This is a genomic window from Pseudomonas sp. 9.1(2019) (assembly GCF_009910445.1).
GTDB lineage: Bacteria > Pseudomonadota > Gammaproteobacteria > Pseudomonadales > Pseudomonadaceae > Aquipseudomonas > Aquipseudomonas paraversuta.
The window spans coordinates 1,189,468-1,207,295 of the sequence record NZ_VBWF01000010.1 but is presented as its reverse complement, the minus strand read 5'-3'; the positions used below and the strand labels follow the sequence as shown (position 1 = coordinate 1,207,295).

20 protein-coding genes are annotated in these 17,828 nt (G+C 59.6%); 14 read left to right on the top strand and 6 right to left on the bottom strand.

What is annotated here, in order from left to right:
• The first annotated feature begins 17 nt into the window (after positions 1-17).
• The 5 genes from FEZ21_RS18840 (at position 18) to FEZ21_RS18820 (ending at position 4,385) form a co-directional block, all read left to right on the top strand.
• Positions 18-461, top strand: a complete 444-nt coding sequence (locus FEZ21_RS18840) for a hotdog fold thioesterase (RefSeq protein WP_003441605.1) — start codon at positions 18-20, stop codon at positions 459-461.
• Positions 462-573: 112 nt separating this feature from the next.
• A complete protein-coding gene (locus tag FEZ21_RS18835) occupies positions 574-1,377 on the top strand; it encodes an alpha/beta fold hydrolase (RefSeq protein WP_010656470.1) in 804 nt (267 codons plus the stop codon).
• Positions 1,378-1,444: 67 nt separating this feature from the next.
• Positions 1,445-2,299 (top strand): alpha/beta hydrolase, encoded by an 855-nt coding sequence (locus FEZ21_RS18830; RefSeq protein ID WP_160628137.1) that lies wholly within the window; start codon positions 1,445-1,447, stop codon positions 2,297-2,299.
• Between the two features lie 144 nt (positions 2,300-2,443).
• Positions 2,444-3,262, top strand: coding sequence for a DUF4892 domain-containing protein (locus FEZ21_RS18825; RefSeq protein WP_003441613.1), 819 nt, complete (start codon positions 2,444-2,446; stop codon positions 3,260-3,262).
• Between the two features lie 73 nt (positions 3,263-3,335).
• Complete coding sequence (locus FEZ21_RS18820) at positions 3,336-4,385, top strand: AI-2E family transporter (RefSeq protein WP_003441615.1); 1,050 nt, start codon at positions 3,336-3,338, stop codon at positions 4,383-4,385.
• A gap of 1 nt (position 4,386) precedes the next feature.
• On the opposite strand, the gene FEZ21_RS18815 is transcribed toward FEZ21_RS18820, so the two are convergent.
• The 3 genes from FEZ21_RS18815 to FEZ21_RS18805 all read right to left on the bottom strand — a co-directional run bounded on the left by FEZ21_RS18815 (position 4,387) and on the right by FEZ21_RS18805 (position 6,136).
• A complete protein-coding gene (locus tag FEZ21_RS18815; RefSeq protein ID WP_003441617.1) occupies positions 4,387-4,857 on the bottom strand; it encodes an RNA methyltransferase in 471 nt (156 codons plus the stop codon).
• Positions 4,858-5,022: 165 nt separating this feature from the next.
• Positions 5,023-5,397 (bottom strand): YajD family HNH nuclease, encoded by a 375-nt coding sequence (locus FEZ21_RS18810; protein ID WP_003441620.1) that lies wholly within the window; start codon positions 5,395-5,397, stop codon positions 5,023-5,025.
• A 52-nt stretch (positions 5,398-5,449) separates the two neighbouring features.
• Entirely contained in the window at positions 5,450-6,136 is a 687-nt protein-coding gene (locus FEZ21_RS18805; protein ID WP_010656469.1) for a spermidine synthase, read from the bottom strand.
• An 82-nt stretch (positions 6,137-6,218) separates the two neighbouring features.
• Between FEZ21_RS18805 and FEZ21_RS18800 the strand changes: the two genes are divergently transcribed.
• Complete coding sequence (locus tag FEZ21_RS18800; protein ID WP_003441625.1) at positions 6,219-6,515, top strand: hypothetical protein; 297 nt, start codon at positions 6,219-6,221, stop codon at positions 6,513-6,515.
• Between the two features lie 47 nt (positions 6,516-6,562).
• On the opposite strand, the gene FEZ21_RS18795 is transcribed toward FEZ21_RS18800, so the two are convergent.
• A complete protein-coding gene (locus FEZ21_RS18795; protein ID WP_003441627.1) occupies positions 6,563-8,608 on the bottom strand; it encodes a S9 family peptidase in 2,046 nt (681 codons plus the stop codon).
• Positions 8,609-8,708: 100 nt separating this feature from the next.
• Between FEZ21_RS18795 and FEZ21_RS18790 the strand changes: the two genes are divergently transcribed.
• From FEZ21_RS18790 to FEZ21_RS18765, 6 genes are all read left to right on the top strand, one after another.
• Positions 8,709-9,203 (top strand): hypothetical protein, encoded by a 495-nt coding sequence (locus FEZ21_RS18790; RefSeq protein ID WP_029612604.1) that lies wholly within the window; start codon positions 8,709-8,711, stop codon positions 9,201-9,203.
• A gap of 36 nt (positions 9,204-9,239) precedes the next feature.
• Positions 9,240-10,016 (top strand): class II glutamine amidotransferase, encoded by a 777-nt coding sequence (locus FEZ21_RS18785; RefSeq protein WP_003441631.1) that lies wholly within the window; start codon positions 9,240-9,242, stop codon positions 10,014-10,016.
• A 12-nt stretch (positions 10,017-10,028) separates the two neighbouring features.
• A complete protein-coding gene (locus FEZ21_RS18780) occupies positions 10,029-10,562 on the top strand; it encodes a DUF2937 family protein (protein ID WP_160628133.1) in 534 nt (177 codons plus the stop codon).
• A gap of 159 nt (positions 10,563-10,721) precedes the next feature.
• Positions 10,722-11,474, top strand: a complete 753-nt coding sequence (locus FEZ21_RS18775; protein WP_003441635.1) for a 5-oxoprolinase subunit PxpA — start codon at positions 10,722-10,724, stop codon at positions 11,472-11,474.
• Positions 11,471-12,175, top strand: a complete 705-nt coding sequence (locus FEZ21_RS18770) for an allophanate hydrolase subunit 1 (RefSeq protein ID WP_160628131.1) — start codon at positions 11,471-11,473, stop codon at positions 12,173-12,175. The genes FEZ21_RS18775 and FEZ21_RS18770 overlap by 4 nt, the downstream gene beginning before the upstream one ends.
• A complete protein-coding gene (locus tag FEZ21_RS18765) occupies positions 12,172-13,092 on the top strand; it encodes a biotin-dependent carboxyltransferase family protein (RefSeq protein ID WP_160628129.1) in 921 nt (306 codons plus the stop codon). The genes FEZ21_RS18770 and FEZ21_RS18765 overlap by 4 nt, the downstream gene beginning before the upstream one ends.
• 48 nt (positions 13,093-13,140) lie before the next feature.
• On the opposite strand, the gene FEZ21_RS18760 is transcribed toward FEZ21_RS18765, so the two are convergent.
• Together FEZ21_RS18760 and FEZ21_RS18755 are read right to left on the bottom strand one after the other, a co-directional pair.
• Positions 13,141-14,319, bottom strand: coding sequence for a VWA domain-containing protein (locus FEZ21_RS18760; protein ID WP_160628127.1), 1,179 nt, complete (start codon positions 14,317-14,319; stop codon positions 13,141-13,143).
• Positions 14,320-14,340: 21 nt separating this feature from the next.
• A complete protein-coding gene (locus FEZ21_RS18755; RefSeq protein WP_003441642.1) occupies positions 14,341-15,186 on the bottom strand; it encodes a MoxR family ATPase in 846 nt (281 codons plus the stop codon).
• A gap of 206 nt (positions 15,187-15,392) precedes the next feature.
• Here FEZ21_RS18755 and cysK point away from each other — a divergent pair, with 206 nt between their 5' ends.
• Both cysK and FEZ21_RS18745 read left to right on the top strand, forming a co-directional pair.
• Positions 15,393-16,367 carry a cysteine synthase A gene (gene cysK / locus FEZ21_RS18750; protein WP_010656467.1) on the top strand — a complete coding sequence of 325 codons (975 nt, stop codon included), beginning with the start codon at positions 15,393-15,395 and terminating at the stop codon, positions 16,365-16,367.
• Between the two features lie 266 nt (positions 16,368-16,633).
• Positions 16,634-17,572: an aspartyl/asparaginyl beta-hydroxylase domain-containing protein gene (locus FEZ21_RS18745; RefSeq protein ID WP_003441646.1), complete on the top strand. Its 939-nt coding sequence runs from the start codon at positions 16,634-16,636 to the stop codon at positions 17,570-17,572.
• The last annotated feature ends 256 nt before the right edge of the window (positions 17,573-17,828 follow it).

Here is a 17,828-nt window from a genome sequence, read left to right as displayed (position 1 = left end):
GACCCAAGGAATGAACCATGATCTCGTGGACCACCACGCCGGACCTTGCAAAGCTCAACTCTCTGCGCAAAAACACTATTTGCGACGTGCTGGACATTACGTTCGACGCCTTCGACGATGAGTCGATCACGGCCAGCATGGCGGTGGATCACCGTACCCATCAACCTTTCGGCTTGTTGCATGGTGGCGCCTCGGTAGTGCTGGCCGAGACGGTGGGGTCAATGGCCAGTTTCTTGTGTGTCGACACCTCAAAGTTTTATTGCGTCGGTCTTGAGGTCAACGCCAACCACTTGCGTGGTGTACGCAGCGGGCGTGTGACTGCGGTGGCTCGCCCGGTTCATATGGGCCGTACCACCCATGTGTGGGATATCCGCCTGACGGACGACAGCGGCAAGTTCAGCTGCATCTCCCGCCTGACCATCGCGGTAGTGCCCTTGGGTGAAGCGCCGCCCGTGCGCTGATCAAATGCTCAGATAATGGCCGTAGTGGCGTCACTCATGGCGCATACGGTCATTGATATGAGTATTTTTCCTGCAGACAATAAGCTGGACTCTCTACTTATGGACGCCTTGTATGTCTAGGCAGATTTTTTTCGCCCATGCCAACGGCTTCCCTTCTGCTACCTATGGCAAGTTGTTCGATGCTCTGACCCCGGACTTCAACGTGGCATGCCTGCCACAGCACGGGCATGACCCGCGTTTTCCGGTGGATGACAACTGGCACAACCTGGTCGATGAGCTGATCTTCCACCTGCAGCAGCAAGCCGGACCGGTACTGGGCGTTGGCCACTCTTTGGGCGGGATGTTGCACCTGCATGCGGCAATCCGTTGTCCGCATTTATACAAAGGCGTGGTCATGCTTGATTCGCCGGTGCTGACGCTTACCGACCGGTGGGTGATTCGCGCCGCCAAGCGTTTTGGCTTGATTGATCGCCTGACTCCGGCTGGACGTACTTTGGGGCGGCGTGAAGAGTTCGCCGATCGCGAGACCGCCCGTGCCTACTTTGCGGGCAAGTCGCTGTTTCGCAGTTTTGATCCTGACTGTTTCGAAGCGTACCTGGAGCACGGTTTGCAGGCCGTCGACGATCGCTTGCGCCTGAGCTTCGACCCGGCGACCGAGATTAATATTTACCGGGGCGTCCCCCACACCAGCCCCGGGCGCGCCTTTCAGTTGCAAGTGCCGCTGACGGTCGTGCGCGGGCGCGACAGCCGGGTAGTCATGAGCCATCATGCCAAGGCCGTGGCGCGCATGCCCAACGGTGAGTCACTGAGCGTACCGGGCGGGCACATGTTCCCGCTGGAGCAGCCGCAAGACACCGCTGTATTGCTCAAACAGATTTTTTCCCGCTGGGAGCCCGGGGCTGTTGCAGTTTCGTAGTGTCCGGGTCATGGCCGCAACGGCGTCTCATCGCCCCTTAACCTCAAGTCTTTGAAGAGCATGTCCCATGAGTCCTGTGGTTGAAGAAGTACGCCTGAGCCTGCCGCATATTGAACTGGCTGCGCACATGTCTGGCCCGCCAGACGGTCTGCCGGTAATTGCCCTGCACGGCTGGCTGGACAACGCCAACAGCTTCGCCCGGCTGGCGCCAAAACTGCCGGGCTTGCGCATCGCGGCACTGGACTTTGCCGGCCATGGTCATTCAGATCACCGCCCGCGCGGGGCGGGCTATAGCTTGGCCGATTACGCCTTTGATGTGCTGTGCGTGGCCGAGCAGCTGGGTTGGGAACGGTTCGCCCTGTTGGGGCACTCGTTGGGGGCGATAGTTTCGGTGGTGATTGCGGGTTCGTTTCCCGAGCGCGTCACGCACCTGGCCTTGATTGACGGGATCATGTTGCGCAACGGCCCGGTAGAGGGTACGGCTGAGCGCATGGGCCAGGCCCTGCAAGCGCAGCTTGATCTGCAGCACAAGCGCAAGTCGGTGCATCCGACACTCGAGCGAGCCATTGAGGCGCGGATGAAGGGCATGGTGGCGGTTAGCCGCGAGGCGGCAGAACTACTCGCTCAGCGCGGTCTGATGCCCGTCCCCGGTGGTTATAGCTGGCGTAGCGACAGTCGCCTGACCTTGCCGTCGCCATTGCGTCTGACCGATGAACAGGCCATGTCCTTCATCCGGCGGGTGAATTGTCCTGGGACCCTGGTGGTGGCAGAACAGGGCATGCTGGCCAGTCATGCCGGGCTGCTGGATCAACTACCTTTCAACCTGGAACGGTTACCCGGTGGCCATCATTTGCACCTGAATGACGAGTCGGGGGCAGTCCTTGTTGCAGACTGTTTCAATCGGTTCTTCTCCGTTCCTTGACTTGCGGCGGTCAACTGCCGAGGCTTGGCGGGATGAAAGGGAGACAACCATGATAGATCTCTACACCGCTGCGACCCCGAAAGGCCATCCGGTCTCTATCGTGAGGATGCTGAACCACACCCTGCGTCTGTGCGAAGTACGCCGATGAAGCTACCCAATCGTTTGTTCCTGGCTGTGGGCCTGAGCTGCCTGAGCCCGCTACTGTGGGCTGCCGATGTGCCCGGCAGTCATGATTTGCAAGATGTGCCAAGGCTGGCAGATGCGCAAATTGTCGATTACACCGTGCAACCTGATATCGAGCGCATCTATCCGCTGGGTTCGATCCGGAAAATCAGTGGCCGTCTCCGATTTGAAGGCCAGGTCAATGCCCGCGGGCAGACGACCGCCATCACCTATGAGCTGCCCGCTGAACACTCGGCCAATGAAGCCTTCACTGCTGCCCGTGAAGCCTTGCAGGCCAAGGGCGCCGAGTTGCTGTTCTGGTGTCAGGCGCGCGATTGTGGTGAAAGCAGCCTTTGGGCCAATGAAGTATTTGGCAACTCCAAGCTGGTAGGCTCCGACGAGCAACAGTCCTATCTGTTGCTGCGCCGTGCGGCTCCGGATCAGAACCAGCTTGTGGCGCTGTACAGCATCAATCGCGGGTCGCGCAAAGCCTACCTGCATGTCGAGCAGCTTGAATCGAGTGCCGATCTGGGCGAGTTGTTGCCCACTTCGGCCACCTTGCAGCGCCAGCTCAAAAGCACCGGCAGGCTGGATTTGCCCACCCTCACCGGTGAGCCCGATGCACCGTGGCTTACGTTGATATCCCGGGCATTGAATCTCGATACTACCTCCCGGGTCAGTCTGACCGGAAACCAGGCCGCGGCCTGGCGTGATGCCCTGATCAAGAGCGGGGTGCGGGCGGCGCGCATTGAGCTTGGCGACAGCCAGACCCAGGGGCTGCATGTGGAATTACTGCGTTAACAATTTGTAAGCGGCGGTTACACTCCAGGTAATCGCCGTCCCTCTTTTCATCTCAATTCTCTGCGGAACACACATGCTCAATAACGATCGCCTGCTGGTGCAGATTCTGCTTCTGGTGTTGTTCGGTGCCAGTCTGTGGGTGATGGCTCCTTTCTGGTCGGCCTTGTTCTGGGGCGCGGTGCTGGCGTTTGCCAGCTGGCCCCTGATGCGCCTGCTGACACGGGCGCTCAAGGGCCGTGAGTCGCTGGCTGCGGGCATCCTGACCCTGGGCTGGATGCTGCTGGTGGCAGTGCCGCTGGTATGGCTGGGGTTCAACCTGGCAGACCATGTGCGCGACGCTACCACCTTGATCAAGGATGTTCAGCTCGAAGGCTTGCCGGAGGCCCCGACCTGGCTCGCCGGCATTCCGCTGGTCGGCGAACGCCTGGTGGGGCTCTGGAACACCATCGATGAGCAGGGCGCAGCCATGCTCATGGCGGTAAAACCGTATCTGGGGCAGGTGGGTAACTGGCTATTGGCCCGCAGCGCGCAGATTGGCGGCGGCATCCTGGAACTGACATTGAGCATTGTGTTCGTGTTCTTTTTCTATCGTGACGGCCCGCGCCTGGCGAGCTTCGTGCATCGTCTGCTGGAACGACTGATCGGCGACCGTGCCGACTACTACCAGGAATTGGTGGCGGGCACGGTTCAGCGTGTAGTCAACGGTGTGATTGGCACCGCGGCCGCTCAGGCGCTGCTGGCGCTCATAGGCTTTTTGATCGCCGGGGTTCCGGGTGCGCTGGTGCTGGGCCTGGCAACCTTTCTGCTCAGTCTGATTCCCATGGGGCCACCGCTGATCTGGATCCCGGCCACCGCCTGGCTGGCCTGGAAGGGTGACTACGGGATGGCGATTTTCCTCGGGATCTGGGGCACGCTGGTTATCAGTGGTGTCGATAACGTACTCAAGCCGTACCTGATCAGCCGGGGCGGCAACCTGCCGCTGGTGATCGTCCTGCTCGGGGTGTTTGGCGGGTTGATAGCATTCGGCTTTATCGGTCTGTTTATCGGTCCTACCTTGCTGGCTATCGCCTACAGCCTGCTGCTGGACTGGAGTGCCAGCCAGCAGAACAAGGGCAAGGTCTGACTTAGCCGAACTTTGGCCCGGAGCGGGTGTTATTGCCCTTGGCCAAACGGTCGTAAAGCACCACATTGACCGTGGCTGCAAGGTTCATGCAGCCAGTGGTCGGGATGTAAATAACGTCTTCGCACCACTCCAGCACGTCTTTACCCAGCGACCCGTCTTCCGGGCCGAAAATATAGATCGCCCGGTCCGGGTGGGTGTACTCCGGCAAGGAGCGGGCGCCCTCTACCATTTCGACAGCGACGGGAATGCAGCCCAGCGGGATGATTTTTTTCAGGTCGTCGATACCGATCAGGGGGATGTCCTGATGGATTTTCTTGGTGTCGGTGACGAAGTCGCGGGCGCGTTCATAGCGTTTTCCGGTGTAGAACACCGACGCCACGTTGTAGCAACCAGCCGCACGCATCACCGAGCCGACGTTTTCCGGTGATTTGGGGTTATACAAACCAATGCAGCTGTACCGTTTGTTTGCCACGTGCCGTTGCCCTTCAGAAAAAAGACGCGAGTATACCGGCATTGTCTGTGGATCGGGGGGCACGTGGTCTGTTGCGGGAGCCGGCTTGCCAGTGCTGCAAGCCCTCGGTTTTGACTGTCATCCCGGGGCGCAGCCATCGCTGGCAAGCCAGCTCCCGCACAGGCACTACTCGTCTTTTTTCATCAGCCCGGCCAGCGCGGCAAACGGGTTGTGGGTCGCCTTGGCGATTTTCGGGCTGCTGGTGGAGCTTTCCGAAAAGTACTGTTGATCGGTGTAACGCGAGTGTTCGTTGTCGTGGCAGTACAGGCACAACAGCTCCCAGTTGGAACCGTCTTGCGGGTTGTTGTCGTGGTTGTGATCGCGGTGGTGGACAGTCAGTTCGCTCAGGCGCTTGCCGGCAAACTCACGGGCGCAGCGGCCACACACGTGGGGATACATTTTCAGGGCTTTGTCGCGATAGCCCATCTCGCGGTCACGCTGGGCATCGGCCAGGATGCGATCCAGCTTGGCAGTGTGGGACGGTGGGTTGGCCGAACTCATGGGTTCACCTTTTAGGACGAATGACGGTTATGTCGTGAAGTTTAGCTGTTGATCAGCCTTTGATTTTTTCAGCAATCCAGATCGTGTGCCGGGTGCCCTTGTTGCCATGGGCGAACACCTGGACTTCTTCGGCTTTGAAGCCGGCTTTGCGCAGCTTGTCCGAGAACTGTTTGTCAGCACTGGCCGACCATACCGCCAGCACGCCTTTTGGCCGCAGGGCCTTGGCGCAGGCACTCAAGCCACCCGCCGAGTACAGCCAGCTGTTGGCTTTTTGGGTCAGGCCTTCGGGGCCGTTGTCGACGTCGAGCATGATCGCATCAAAGCCGTTGGGCTCGGCTTGCAGCACCTTGGCCACGTCTTCCATGCGGATAACGGTGCGCGGGTCCTGCAGCGGGTTGCCCGATTTCTCGCCCAGGGGGCCGCGGTTCCATTCCACGACGCCAGGCACCAGCTCGGCCACCACCACTTCGGCGGTCTTGCCCAAATGCTTGAGGGCCGAGGCCAGGGTGAAACCCATGCCCAGGCCACCGATCAACACCCGCGATTGCGGGCGCCCGGCGACTTTACGGCAAGGGATTTCGGCCAGTGCATCTTCGGAGCCGTGCATGCGGGTGTTCATCAACTGGCCGCCGTCACCGCCCTGAATTTTGATCACGAAGTCTTCGCCGTACTCGAACAGGCACAAGGCACCGCCGTTTTCAGGGATCGGGGTGGTGTCGAGCAGAACAAAACGTTTCATGGAAGTCTCATAGAAGGGGACAAAAACAACTGGTTACGAGTAGCCTGAAGGCAGACAAGCCGGTCTGGCAACGGAGTGATTGATGAAACGCACTATTCTAACGGTCATTGTGTGGAGTGCGCTCTCGATAAGTGCGGCCCATGCAGTTGAACCGACCATCGTTCCGAGTGCGCCAGTGACGCCTGCACCGGGTTCACCGGGTACCGCTACGCCAACGCCCTATCCGCAAATCACGCCACGTGCCGTGCCCAAGCCTGTCAGTGGGAGTGGCAGCCTGATTGCACTGCCTCCGATCGAGCTGCCGCAGCCGCCGCCCAAAGACCAGCCGCTGCCGGGGCTGGAGCCTAAAGACCCGAAATCCAAAGCCCCGGCCGACTGATCACAGATTGCCTGTGAGCACTGGCAAACCAGCGCTCACTGTGTCTGTTAAATCCCCAGCACCTTGAACACAAACGCGTACTCCAGTGCCACGTCGCGCAGGCCTTGATAGCGCCCGCTCATGCCGCCATGGCCGGCATCCAGCTCGGTCTTGAGCAGCAGCAGATTGTCGTCGGTCCTGGTGGCGCGCAGCTTGGCCACCCATTTGGCCGCTTCCCAGTACTGCACACGGCTGTCGTTGTAGCCGGCAATCACCAGCATCGCCGGGTAGGCCTGCGGTGCGACGTTTTCATAGGGCGCATAGGCCTTGATACGGGCATACACCTCGGGGTCCTGCGGGTTTCCCCATTCGTCGTACTCAGTGACAGTCAACGGCAGTTCAGGGTCGAGCATGGTGTTGAGAACATCGACAAACGGGACTTCGGCAATGGCTGCCTTGAACAGTTCCGGTCGCTGGTTGAGCACTGCGCCAATCAGCAGGCCGCCAGCGCTGCCGCCGCTGATCACCAACTGGTCCGAGCGGGTCAGGCCTTTGTCGATCAGGTGTTCGGCACAGGCGATAAAGTCGCTGAAGGTGTTGTGCTTGTATTCCTGTTTGCCGGCGCGATACCAGGCTTCGCCCAGTTCCCCGCCGCCGCGCACGTGGGCAATGGCAAAAGCGACCCCGCGCTCGAGCAAACTCAGGCGGGCATGGGAAAACCATGGGTCGAGACTTTCGCCATAGGCGCCATAGCCATATAGATAAAGCGGCACAGGTTTGCCCAGCGCATTACGTTTGACCACCAGGCTGATCGGCACTTGCGTACCGTCCGGTGCCGTGGCCCACAAGCGCTGGCTTACATAGTCATCGGCATTGAACGGTCCCAGAACCGGGGTTTCCTTGAGAACGCTTTGCTCGCCGGTGGCCAGGGTGAGCTGGCGCACTTGTGCCGGGCGATTCAGTGACTCATAGCGCAGGCGCATATGCTGACTGTCAAATTCCAGGCTGTCTTGCACATACAGGCTGTAGGCCGCGTCCGGTAATTGCACGCGATAGGCCGGCAAGCCATCGGGACGGACTTCGATGATCGGCAGACCGCCTTCGCGCAGGCTCAGGCACAAGGCATGGGCGTTCAGGCTCAAGCCTTCCAGCATCACACTGTCGTCATGGGCGATCAGCAATTGCCATTCGTTGCGCGTTGGTACATCGCCAAACGCGTAATACAGGGCAAAGTTGATCCCGTCCTGGTTGGTACGCACAAACCAGGCCCATTGCCCTTGGTACAGCCCATGGTCAACGCTGTAGTCGTGGCCTTCGACCCGGGGTGCCAGGCAGTTGAAAGCCCGTTGCGGATGATCGGCATCCAGCACCCAGCTTTCGCTGGTGGTTTTGCTGTTAAGCAGCAGGATCAGCTGGCGCTCGGAGCTCGAACGATAGCAATGCAGGAAAAAACGCCCGTCCGGCTCATGAAACACTTCATGCGCAGCGGTTTCGCCCAAGGTATGGCGCCACAGTTTGTGCGGACGATGGGTCTCGTCCAGTTCTGCGAAAAACAGGGTCTGGCTGTCGTTGGCCCAGGTCATGCTGCCATCGCAGTCAGTGAACGGCAGCTCGCTGACTGCGCCGCTGCTCAGCTCCTTGACGAACAGACGGTAGGTTTCTTCGCCGCTGGTATCCAGGCTGTAGGCCAGACGCTGTTGATCGGGGCTGATGCTGAAGGCGCCCAGGGAAATAAAGCCGCCATCGGCGAGGGCGTTCGGGTCCAGCAGTAACTGTTCGGCGTTTTCGTCAACCTGCTGGCTGCCGTCAGCCGGGCGCGGGCAGCGGTAGTGGCGGGCGTACTCGTCGCCGGCGATGGTGCGCGTGTAATACAGATACGGACCCCAGGGGGAGGGGAGTGACAGATCAGTCTCGCGAATCCGGCCCTTGATCTCTTGAAACAGTGCCTCACGCAGTTGCGCCTGGTCGGCCAGCTGCGCTTCCTGATAGGCGTTTTCGGCTTTCAGGTAGTCTAAAACCTCTTCGCTGTCGCGATTTTGTAACCACGAATAGGGGTCTGAGCCCTGGACCTTATGTGCGACAGGGGCGCTGTTTGCGTAGGCTGATTCGGTCATTGAGCGTTCTCTGAAACCTGCATGAAAAGAAGTGACGCTGACGGCGGTGCAGCCGCATTGCCTAAAAGCCGTTATCATAGCGCCTCATTGCCTGCCGACCATGGATACCATGACCGAGAACGACTATCTGATCGCCTGGGGCCTTTATGCCTTTGCCGCTTTGGGCTGCCTGCTCGTATGGTGGCGCCTGACCCGCTTTATGTGGCGCTGGTTGCGTGAGCCTTTACGCGTGTTAATGGCGGTGTTGCTGTTGAGCCCGACCATTATCGACCCGGTAAAAGAAAAATTTGCTCCTGCAGTGGCCATCACTGCCCTGGACCTTGCGTTCAAGGTGGGCAATAACGCCTGGCGCGCGGTGTCGGACCTGTTGATGTACGCCATCTTTGCACTGTGCCTGTATGCGGTTTTTGTGCTGATTCGCTGGCCCATTGAGCGTGCCCGCAAGGCGCGTCAGGCGCAAGCCGCCGCCAACCAGCAGGCGCACCACAGCGACCCTGAAGACGACCAGCCTTTCGGCCCTGCTGGCGATGACCGTTTTGTCCGCCCGGCAGCACCCCGTGCTGCGGGCCCGTCGCGGGTTGAGCCGCGGTTGTAATCCTTTTCCGTTGAGCTTGAATGCGAGAGTGCGAGCGTGTGTGAATTATTGGGCATGAGCGCCAACGTCCCGACCGATATTGTGTTCAGCTTTACCGGCCTGATGCAGCGTGGCGGGCGTACCGGCCCGCATCGCGATGGCTGGGGCATTGCCTTCTATGAAGGCCGTGGCCTGCGCCTGTTTCAGGACCCGGCTGCCAGCTGCGACTCCGAGGTCGCGTTGCTAGTGCAGCGCTACCCGATCAAAAGCGAAGTGGTCATTGGCCATATCCGTCAGGCCAACGTCGGCAAAGTCTGCCTGTCCAATACCCACCCGTTTGTCCGTGAACTCTGGGGCCGTAACTGGTGCTTCGCGCACAACGGCCAGCTGGCCGACTTCTCCCCGAGTACCAGCTTTTACCGTCCGATCGGTGATACCGACAGTGAAGCCGCGTTCTGCGATGTGCTGAACCGGGTTCGCCAGGCCTTCCCCGAACCGGTCGACGTCGAAACTATCCTGCCGGTGCTGGTCGCCGCTTGCGCCGAATTTCGCAGCAAAGGGGTGTTCAACTGCCTGCTCAGCGACGGTGACTGGCTGTTCTGCTACTGCTCGACCAAGCTGGCACAGATCACGCGTCGTGCGCCCTTTGGCCCGGCACGTTTGAAAGATGTCGACGTGATTGTGGATTTTCAGTCAGAAACAACCCCGAACGATGTAGTCACCGTGATTGCCACCGAACCGCTGACAGAAAACGAAACCTGGACGCGTTACGAACCGGGTCAATGGAGCTTGTGGCGACGCGGTGAATGCGTCAGCCAGGGCACAACCGAATAAGGATGCGCCTGCATGTTTCTGAGCTATCTGCGGTTGGTGTTGTTTACGTTGGGCCTGTTGATCGGCGTGCAAGTGCCGGGGTTTATCAATGATTACGCCAACCGCGTCGAAGCTCACCTGATCGAAGCGCAAACCGGGCTGGCGGGTTTCCAGAACACCGCCAACCAGTTTTTCAAAGGCGATCTGCAAGCGCTGGTTGCGCATTACCGGGCCAGTGACGACCCGGTATTTCGCAGCGATGCCAACAGCCTGGGCACATTGCTCAGCCGCCAGCGTCTGCTCGACGATCAGTTCCAGGCCATGCAGGGGCCGTGGTACATGCGTGCACTGCAAGTGGCCTACGCGGCCGATCCGGCAATTCGTCAGGAAACCATCGACACCTACAGCTATCAGGTGCTGCTGTCACCGACCGCTATCGGCTGGGCGATGGCCGGGGCCCTGTTGTTTTCCTTCATCATCGAAGGCTTCCTGCGCCTGGTGGACTGGGTCGTTCTGGGCGGTAAACGCCAGCGCGAGCGAATTGCCCGCCGAGCACGCAACAGCTAATCCTGACCTGCGCCTGCAGAACAGCGGTTGGCCCGGCAAAAATTTAAGCAATCAACTTTTTCTTATCCCTGAGTCCGGCTTTTATTAGTTGGACGAACGGCGTGCTGCTGTCCAAAAATGCCTGCACCTAAACTATAAAAAGACCACAGGAGCATCGCCGTGAGCCGCCTGTTATTGAATTGCGATATTGGTGAGAGTTTTGGCAGCTGGACCATGGGCCTGGATGCCGAGGTCATGCCGTTTATTGATTGCGCCAACATTGCCTGCGGTTTTCACGCAGGCGACCCGGGCATCATGCGCAAAACCGTAGGTCTGGCGTTGGCCCATGATGTGAAAATCGGCGCCCACCCCGCGTATCAAGACCTCGCCGGCTTTGGTCGACGCTCCATGGCCTACTCGGCGCAAGAGCTGCAAGACCTGCTGCACTATCAGATCGGCGCTCTGGACGGCATCTGCCGCGCCCAGGGCACGCGAGTCAGCTACGTCAAACCCCACGGCGCCATGTACAACGACATGATGGCCAGCCCCGCACAGTTGCGGGCGGTGGTGCAGGCCGTGGCCGCTTACGACCCGGGCTTGCCGCTGATGCTGATGGCCACCCGCGATAACAGCGCGGCGCAAGCCATCGGTGATGAGTTCGGCGTGACTCTGTGGTTCGAGGCCTTTGCCGACCGCGCTTACGACAGTGCCGGGCGCCTGGTTTCACGGCAACTGCCGGGGGCGGTGCATCACGACGCCGAGATTATCGTGCAACAGGCCCTGACCATTGCGGCTGGCCAGCCTCTGGTGGCCAATGACGGCAGTGCCTTGCACCTGCACGCCAACACGCTGTGCGTGCATGGCGACAACGCCGGCTCGGTCGCCGCCGTGCAACGGATTCGCCAGGCCCTGAGCCAGCAGGCGCAGGGATGAAGCCGCGCATTGAAGTGGTGGCCATCGACTGCCTGATGCTGCGTCTGTTCGATGAAATTGCAGAAACCAACATGCCGTGGATGCTGGCTGCCAGCGAGCGCCTGCGCATTTGCTTCGCCGAGTATCTGACCGATCTGGTGCCGTCCTACACCACCTTGATGGTGCACTACGACGGCCTGGCACTGACGCCGGCCCAGGCCCGGGAGCGAATCGCCCAGGCCTTGACTGACCTGCGCCCGGAAACCCAAAACCTTGGCCAATGTCACGTACTGCCAGTGTGGTACGACCTGAGTGTGGGGCCGGAACTCGCCTTGCTGGCCAAGCGCACCGGCTGGTCGGTGAGCGAAGTCATCCGTCGTCACAGTGAGCATCAATATCAGGTCTTCGCCCTGGGCTTTGCCCCGGGTTTTGCCTTTATGGGGCTGGTCGAAGAAGCCCTGGCCGCACCGCGCCTGGACACCCCGCGCAAACGTGTCGCCACCGGCAGCGTGGGGATTGCCGAGCGCCAGACCGCGGCCTATCCCGCGCAGTCGCCCGGCGGCTGGAACCTTATCGGCCGTACCCCGAGCGCATTGTTTGATCGCGAGCGCGAGGGTTACAGCCTCATGCAGCCAGGCGACAGGGTGCAATTCGCCCCTGTCAGCCGTGCTGAGTTTATCCGTCTAGGCGGTGATGACACGCCCCAGGAGGCCTTGGCATGAGCCGTTTACTGATTCAGGCCAGTAATCCGTTTTGCCTGCTGCAGGACGCCGGTCGTTTCGGCGTACGGCACCTGGGCGTGACCCAGGGCGGGGCTGCGGACTGGATGTCCATGGCCTGGGCCAACTGGCTGCTGGGCAACTCACCAGACGCTGCGGTCATCGAAATCACCCTCGGCGGCTTATCTGTTATCGCCCGGGACGATTGCACGCTGGCTCTGGCCGGCGCAGATCTGGCAGCAGCGGTAGACGGACAAGCCTTGAAGCCCTGGCGCAGTTTCTCTCTGAGAAAAGGCCAGACCCTGACCTTCACTCAGCCGATGAGCGGTGCCCGCACCTATCTGGCCGCACCGGCTGGCTTTAGCGCCCCTCAAGTGCTGGGCAGTTGCTCTACCGTGGTACGTGAGCAGCTCGGCGGCCCCGATGGCTTTGGCCGGGCGCTGGCGGCAGGCGATGAGCTGAGTTATGGCGGGGCTGCGCAGCCGTTGCGTGAACTGCCGTCCCAGTACCTGCCCGAGTTCAGTCCCAAGCCGTTGCTGGATGTGGTGCTGGGTGCCCAAATGGGTGCTTTCAGCGGTCAAAGCACCTTTGACGCCTTCAATAATCCATGGACCCTCGACAGTCGCGCCGACCGCATGGGCATCCGCCTGCTGGGGCCGGCACTGGTCTATCAGGGCGCGCCGATGATTTCCGAAGGTATCCCGCAGGGGGCGATTCAGGTCCCGCCGGATGGCCAGCCGATTGTATTGCTCAATGACCGTCAGACCATTGGCGGCTACCCGCGTCTCGGCGCCTTGACCCCGCTGGCGCTGGCACGTCTGGCCCAGTGTTTGCCGGGGGAAGTGGTGTACATGCGTCCGACCACCCAGGATGCGGCGCAGCGCCAGCAGGTGGCGTTCATGCAGCGGTTTGCCGAATAACAACCAAGCCTGCAGGAGCGAGGGTGTTCGCTCCTGCAGGGGGCATCATTACTTGGCCAGAAACCGCATCCCTTGTTCCAGACCGTCCGGCGTCAAGGGGTACATCCGGTCTTCGATAAGGTCGCGTACGATCCCGGTCGAAGCGGTGTAGTTCCACGTGTCTTTCGGGTAAGGATTAATCCAGATCAGCTTTTTGTATTTCTCCATGAAGCGTTGCATCCACTTGTAACCCGGATCTTCATTCCAGTGTTCGACACTGCCCCCCGCGTGGGTGATTTCATAGGGGCCCATGGCCGCGTCACCAATAAAGATCACCTTGTAGTCGGCGCCGTATTTGTTCAGCAGATCCTGGGTGGAAATACGTTCGACCTGACGACGCTGGTTGTTCTTCCATACCGACTCATAAATGAAATTATGGAAGTAGAAGTACTCCAGATGCTTGAACTCGGTTTTACAGGCCGAGAACAACTCCTCGCAGATCTTCACGTGTGAATCCATCGAGCCGCCAATATCAAACAGCAACAGCAGTTTGATGTTGTTGCGCCGTTCAGGGCGCATCTGAATGTTCAGCAGGCCGGCATCGCGGGCGGTGTGGTCGATGGTGCCATCGATATCCAGCTCTTCTGCCGCACCCTGGCGGGCAAACTTGCGCAGGCGCCGCAGAGCCACCTTGATATTGCGCGTGCCCAGTTCGACCTGATCGTCGAGGTTCTTGTACTCGCGCTGCTCCCAGACCTTGGCGGCCTTGCCCTGGCGCGCGCCGGCGTCGCCCACCCGGATGCCTTCAGGGTGATAGCCCCCAGAGCCGAACGGGCTGGTGCCACCGGTGCCGATCCATTTGTTGCCACCGGCATGGCGTTCCTTTTGCTCTTCAAGACGCTGTTTGAACGCTTCAATCAGCTTGTCCAGGCCCCCCAGCGATTGCAACTGCGCCCGGTCTTCGTCGCTCAGCGAGCGCTCGAATTCCTTGCGCAACCAGTCTTCGGGAATCAGGGCCTCAAGGTGCTCGTTGAGGTTCTGCAGGCCATTGAAGTAGGCGCCGAATGCGCGATCGAACTTGTCGAAATGACGCTCGTCCTTGACCAGGATGGTGCGCGCCAAATAATAAAATTCGTCCATGTCGGCGAAGGTCACGTGGTGCTTCAGCGCGTTGATCAAGTCCAGCAACTCGCGCACAGAAACCGGCACCTTGGCCGCCCGCATTTCATTGAACAGATTAAGCAGCATGCTTATCGCCTTCTGGAAAAATCAGCGATTAGCGCGACGGCTCATGAACGCCAGACGCTCCAGCAATTGCACGTCCTGTTCGTTCTTCACCAGAGCGCCGGCCAGTGGCGGGATGGCTTTGGTCGGATCGCGTTCGCGCAGCACGGCCTCGCCAATATTGTCGGCCATCAGCAGTTTCAGCCAGTCCACCAGCTCGGAGGTAGAAGGCTTTTTCTTCAGGCCGGGCACTTTGCGTACGTCGAAAAACACGTCCAGCGCTTCACTGACCAGTTCTTTCTTGATGTCGGGGAAGTGTACGTCGACGATCTTTTGCAGGGTGCTGCGGTCCGGGAAGCTGATGTAGTGGAAGAAGCAACGGCGCAGGAAGGCATCCGGCAGTTCTTTTTCGTTGTTGGAGGTAATGATGATGATCGGGCGCACTTTGGCCTTGATGGTTTCGTCGGTCTCGTAAACGTAGAACTCCATCTTGTCGAGTTCTTGCAGCAGGTCGTTCGGGAACTCGATGTCGGCCTTGTCGATTTCGTCGATCAGCAAAATGACCCGCTCTTCAGCTTCGAAGGCTTCCCACAACTTGCCCTTTTTCAGGTAATTGCGCACATCGTGGACTTTATCGACCCCCAGCTGCGAATCACGCAGACGGCTGACCGCGTCGTACTCGTACAGGCCCTGATGGGCCTTGGTGGTGGACTTGATGTGCCAGGTGATCAGCTTGCAACCGAAGGATTCGGCCAGTTGCTCGGCGAGCATGGTCTTGCCGGTGCCGGGTTCACCTTTGACCAGCAGCGGGCGCTCCAGGGTGATGGCCGCGTTGACCGCCAGTTTCAGGTCATCGGTGGCCACGTAGGCGCGGGTGCCTTCAAACTTCATCTGCAATTCCTCAAACCAGGACCCGGGCCCTGCAAGGGGCAGGGCGGGAGAACAAAAAAGTATGTCCGACTATAACGCGACGCCCGTCCGAGGTGAACGCAGACGCGCCATTCAGTCTCTGAATGGCGCGTCACGCCATGACTGGACGCCCGGGAACACGAGGCCTACCCTTGAGGCCTTCCCAAAAGGTGAATAAGGACCCCGCCATGAGCCGCATTTTTGTAGATAACGCGCACTCCATCGGTAACACGCCTCTGGTACAAATCAACAGTATTGCGCCCCGTGGCGTGACTATTCTGGCCAAGATCGAGGGCCGTAACCCGGGCTATTCGGTGAAGTGCCGGATCGGCGCCAATATGATCTGGGACGCCGAAAGCCGTGGTGTGCTCAAACCCGGCATGACCATCATTGAACCGACGTCGGGCAATACCGGTATCGGTCTGGCCTTTGTCGCGGCTGCCCGCGGTTACAAATTGATGCTGACCATGCCGTCCTCCATGAGTATCGAGCGGCGCAAGGTGCTCAAGGCGCTGGGCGCCGAACTGGTACTGACCGAGCCGACCAAGGGCATGAAAGGGGCCATCGACAAGGCTGCGCAGATCTGCAACAGCGATCCTGAGCAGTACTTCATGCCCCAGCAGTTCGAAAACCCGGCCAACCCGGCAATCCATGAGAAAACCACCGGGCCGGAAATCTGGAACGATACTGACGGCGGCATTGACGTGCTGGTGGCTGGAGTGGGAACCGGTGGCACCATCACCGGAATTTCCCGCTATATCAAACACACCCAGGGCAAGCCGATTCTGTCGGTTGCGGTAGAACCCATCACCTCGCCGGTCATCACCCAGGCGCTGGCCGGTGAAGAGATCAAACCGTCGCCCCACAAGATCCAGGGCATCGGTGCCGGTTTTGTACCGAAAAACCTCGATTTGTCGATTCTCGATAAAGTCGAACTGGTCAGTGATGACGAATCCAAGGCCATGGCCCTGCGTCTGATGCACGAAGAAGGCATCTTGTGCGGGATCTCATGCGGCGCGGCAATGGCTGTGGCAGTACGTTTGGCTGAAACCCCGGAAATGCAGGGCAAGACTATCGTTGTGATCCTCCCCGACTCGGGTGAGCGCTACCTGTCGAGCTACCTGTTCAGCGATATGTTCAGCGAGCAGGAATTACAGCAGTAAGCCCGTTTCCCAGGGTGCAGGCTTGCCAGCGATTCAGGCATCGTGGTGCTGTCGCAGGCAAGCCGGCCCCCGCCAGGCGGATGCAACTGACCCAAATCAAGCGCTCAGAGCTGCGACTTATGCACTATTGACTCGTTATTACGTCTTCCTTAACGCTGAATGTTGGATCAGGCGGGTTTTGCCCGGGGCCGGGAGTGTTTATCATGGCCGGCTGCCACGTTGCATGACAGACCGGGGCAGGTTGCCTATTTTCGAGGAGTTGTTGCATGACCTTATCCTTCGCCATCAAGGCAGGGTTGATACTGCTGTTTGTCGGCAGCATCCTTTACGTGCATTTGCGCGGCAAGGCGCGCCTGCCGGTGTTGCGCCAGTTCGTCAACCACTCCGCGTTCTTTGCGCCCTATAACGCCTTGATGTATCTGTTCTCCGGCGTCCCGTCCCGGCCCTACCTGGACCGCAGCAAGTTTCCCGAGCTGGATGTTCTTAAAGACAACTGGCAAGTGATTCGCGAAGAAGCCATGCACCTGTTCGATGAGGGCTATATCCGCGCCGCCGAAAAGAACAACGATGCCGGTTTTGGATCGTTCTTCAAAAAAGGCTGGAAGCGTTTTTACCTCAAGTGGTACGACAAAGCGCTGCCATCAGCCGAACTGCTGTGCCCCAAGACCGTCGAGCTGGTGAACAGCATCCCCAACGTCAAAGGCGCAATGTTTGCCCTGTTGCCGGGGGGCAGCCACCTCAACCCGCACCGTGACCCGTTCGCAGGTTCGTTGCGTTATCACCTGGGCCTGTCGACACCCAACTCGGATGCTTGCCGGATTTTCGTTGATGGCGAAGAGTATTCCTGGCGCGACGGCGAGGACGTGATGTTCGACGAGACCTACGTGCACTGGGTCAAGAATGAAACCGACATCACCCGCGTCATCCTCTTTTGTGACATCGAACGGCCGCTCACCAGCCCCCTGATGACGCGCATCAACCGCTGGGTCAGCGCTCAGCTGGGCAAAGCCACCGCTCCACAGAACACCGATGACGAGCGCGTAGGCGGCATCAACAAGGCCTATGCCTGGAGCAAGACGTTCAGCGACCGTTTCAGTGGTGTGGTCAAACAATGGAAGCGCCGTAACCCCAAACTTTACCGCGTGGCCCGTCCAATATTGGCCGTGATCGTGCTGCTGTTGTTGTGGCGCTGGTTGTTCGGTTAAAGCATTGCAATTTGTATCGGGCGCTGGTTATAGTCAGCGCTCGATGAGCCCAAGCGCTCCGCATCTTCTCTCCAAAAAAGATCAGCCCATGCCGGTTTGCCTCTCCCACAGCGTTGTCGTTTCAGCAGTCTCTGCTGGCGTGGTGCCGTGCGCAAACCAGCAGCCTGCGCAGATCAGTCACTATCCCCCTCCTGTCAGCCGCACTGTGGCGTCGCCACCAGGTGTTGTTGTCGCGGGCTGAACTGATCTTTCAGCT

What these genes read in the sequence shown, in the direction of transcription:
- FEZ21_RS18840 (WP_003441605.1), top strand. Translation starts at nt 18, where the DNA reads ATGATCTCGTGGACCACCACGCCGGACCTTGCAAAGCTCAACTCTCTG.
- FEZ21_RS18835 (WP_010656470.1), top strand. Translation starts at nt 574, where the DNA reads ATGTCTAGGCAGATTTTTTTCGCCCATGCCAACGGCTTCCCTTCTGCT.
- FEZ21_RS18830 (WP_160628137.1), top strand. Translation starts at nt 1,445, where the DNA reads ATGAGTCCTGTGGTTGAAGAAGTACGCCTGAGCCTGCCGCATATTGAA.
- FEZ21_RS18825 (WP_003441613.1), top strand. Translation starts at nt 2,444, where the DNA reads ATGAAGCTACCCAATCGTTTGTTCCTGGCTGTGGGCCTGAGCTGCCTG.
- FEZ21_RS18820 (WP_003441615.1), top strand. Translation starts at nt 3,336, where the DNA reads ATGCTCAATAACGATCGCCTGCTGGTGCAGATTCTGCTTCTGGTGTTG.
- FEZ21_RS18810 (WP_003441620.1), bottom strand. Translation starts at nt 5,397, where the DNA reads ATGAGTTCGGCCAACCCACCGTCCCACACTGCCAAGCTGGATCGCATC.
- FEZ21_RS18805 (WP_010656469.1), bottom strand. Translation starts at nt 6,136, where the DNA reads ATGAAACGTTTTGTTCTGCTCGACACCACCCCGATCCCTGAAAACGGC.
- FEZ21_RS18800 (WP_003441625.1), top strand. Translation starts at nt 6,219, where the DNA reads ATGAAACGCACTATTCTAACGGTCATTGTGTGGAGTGCGCTCTCGATA.
- FEZ21_RS18795 (WP_003441627.1), bottom strand. Translation starts at nt 8,608, where the DNA reads ATGACCGAATCAGCCTACGCAAACAGCGCCCCTGTCGCACATAAGGTC.
- FEZ21_RS18790 (WP_029612604.1), top strand. Translation starts at nt 8,709, where the DNA reads ATGGATACCATGACCGAGAACGACTATCTGATCGCCTGGGGCCTTTAT.
- FEZ21_RS18780 (WP_160628133.1), top strand. Translation starts at nt 10,029, where the DNA reads ATGTTTCTGAGCTATCTGCGGTTGGTGTTGTTTACGTTGGGCCTGTTG.
- FEZ21_RS18770 (WP_160628131.1), top strand. Translation starts at nt 11,471, where the DNA reads ATGAAGCCGCGCATTGAAGTGGTGGCCATCGACTGCCTGATGCTGCGT.
- FEZ21_RS18765 (WP_160628129.1), top strand. Translation starts at nt 12,172, where the DNA reads ATGAGCCGTTTACTGATTCAGGCCAGTAATCCGTTTTGCCTGCTGCAG.
- FEZ21_RS18760 (WP_160628127.1), bottom strand. Translation starts at nt 14,319, where the DNA reads ATGCTGCTTAATCTGTTCAATGAAATGCGGGCGGCCAAGGTGCCGGTT.
- FEZ21_RS18755 (WP_003441642.1), bottom strand. Translation starts at nt 15,186, where the DNA reads ATGAAGTTTGAAGGCACCCGCGCCTACGTGGCCACCGATGACCTGAAA.
- cysK (WP_010656467.1), top strand. Translation starts at nt 15,393, where the DNA reads ATGAGCCGCATTTTTGTAGATAACGCGCACTCCATCGGTAACACGCCT.
- FEZ21_RS18745 (WP_003441646.1), top strand. Translation starts at nt 16,634, where the DNA reads ATGACCTTATCCTTCGCCATCAAGGCAGGGTTGATACTGCTGTTTGTC.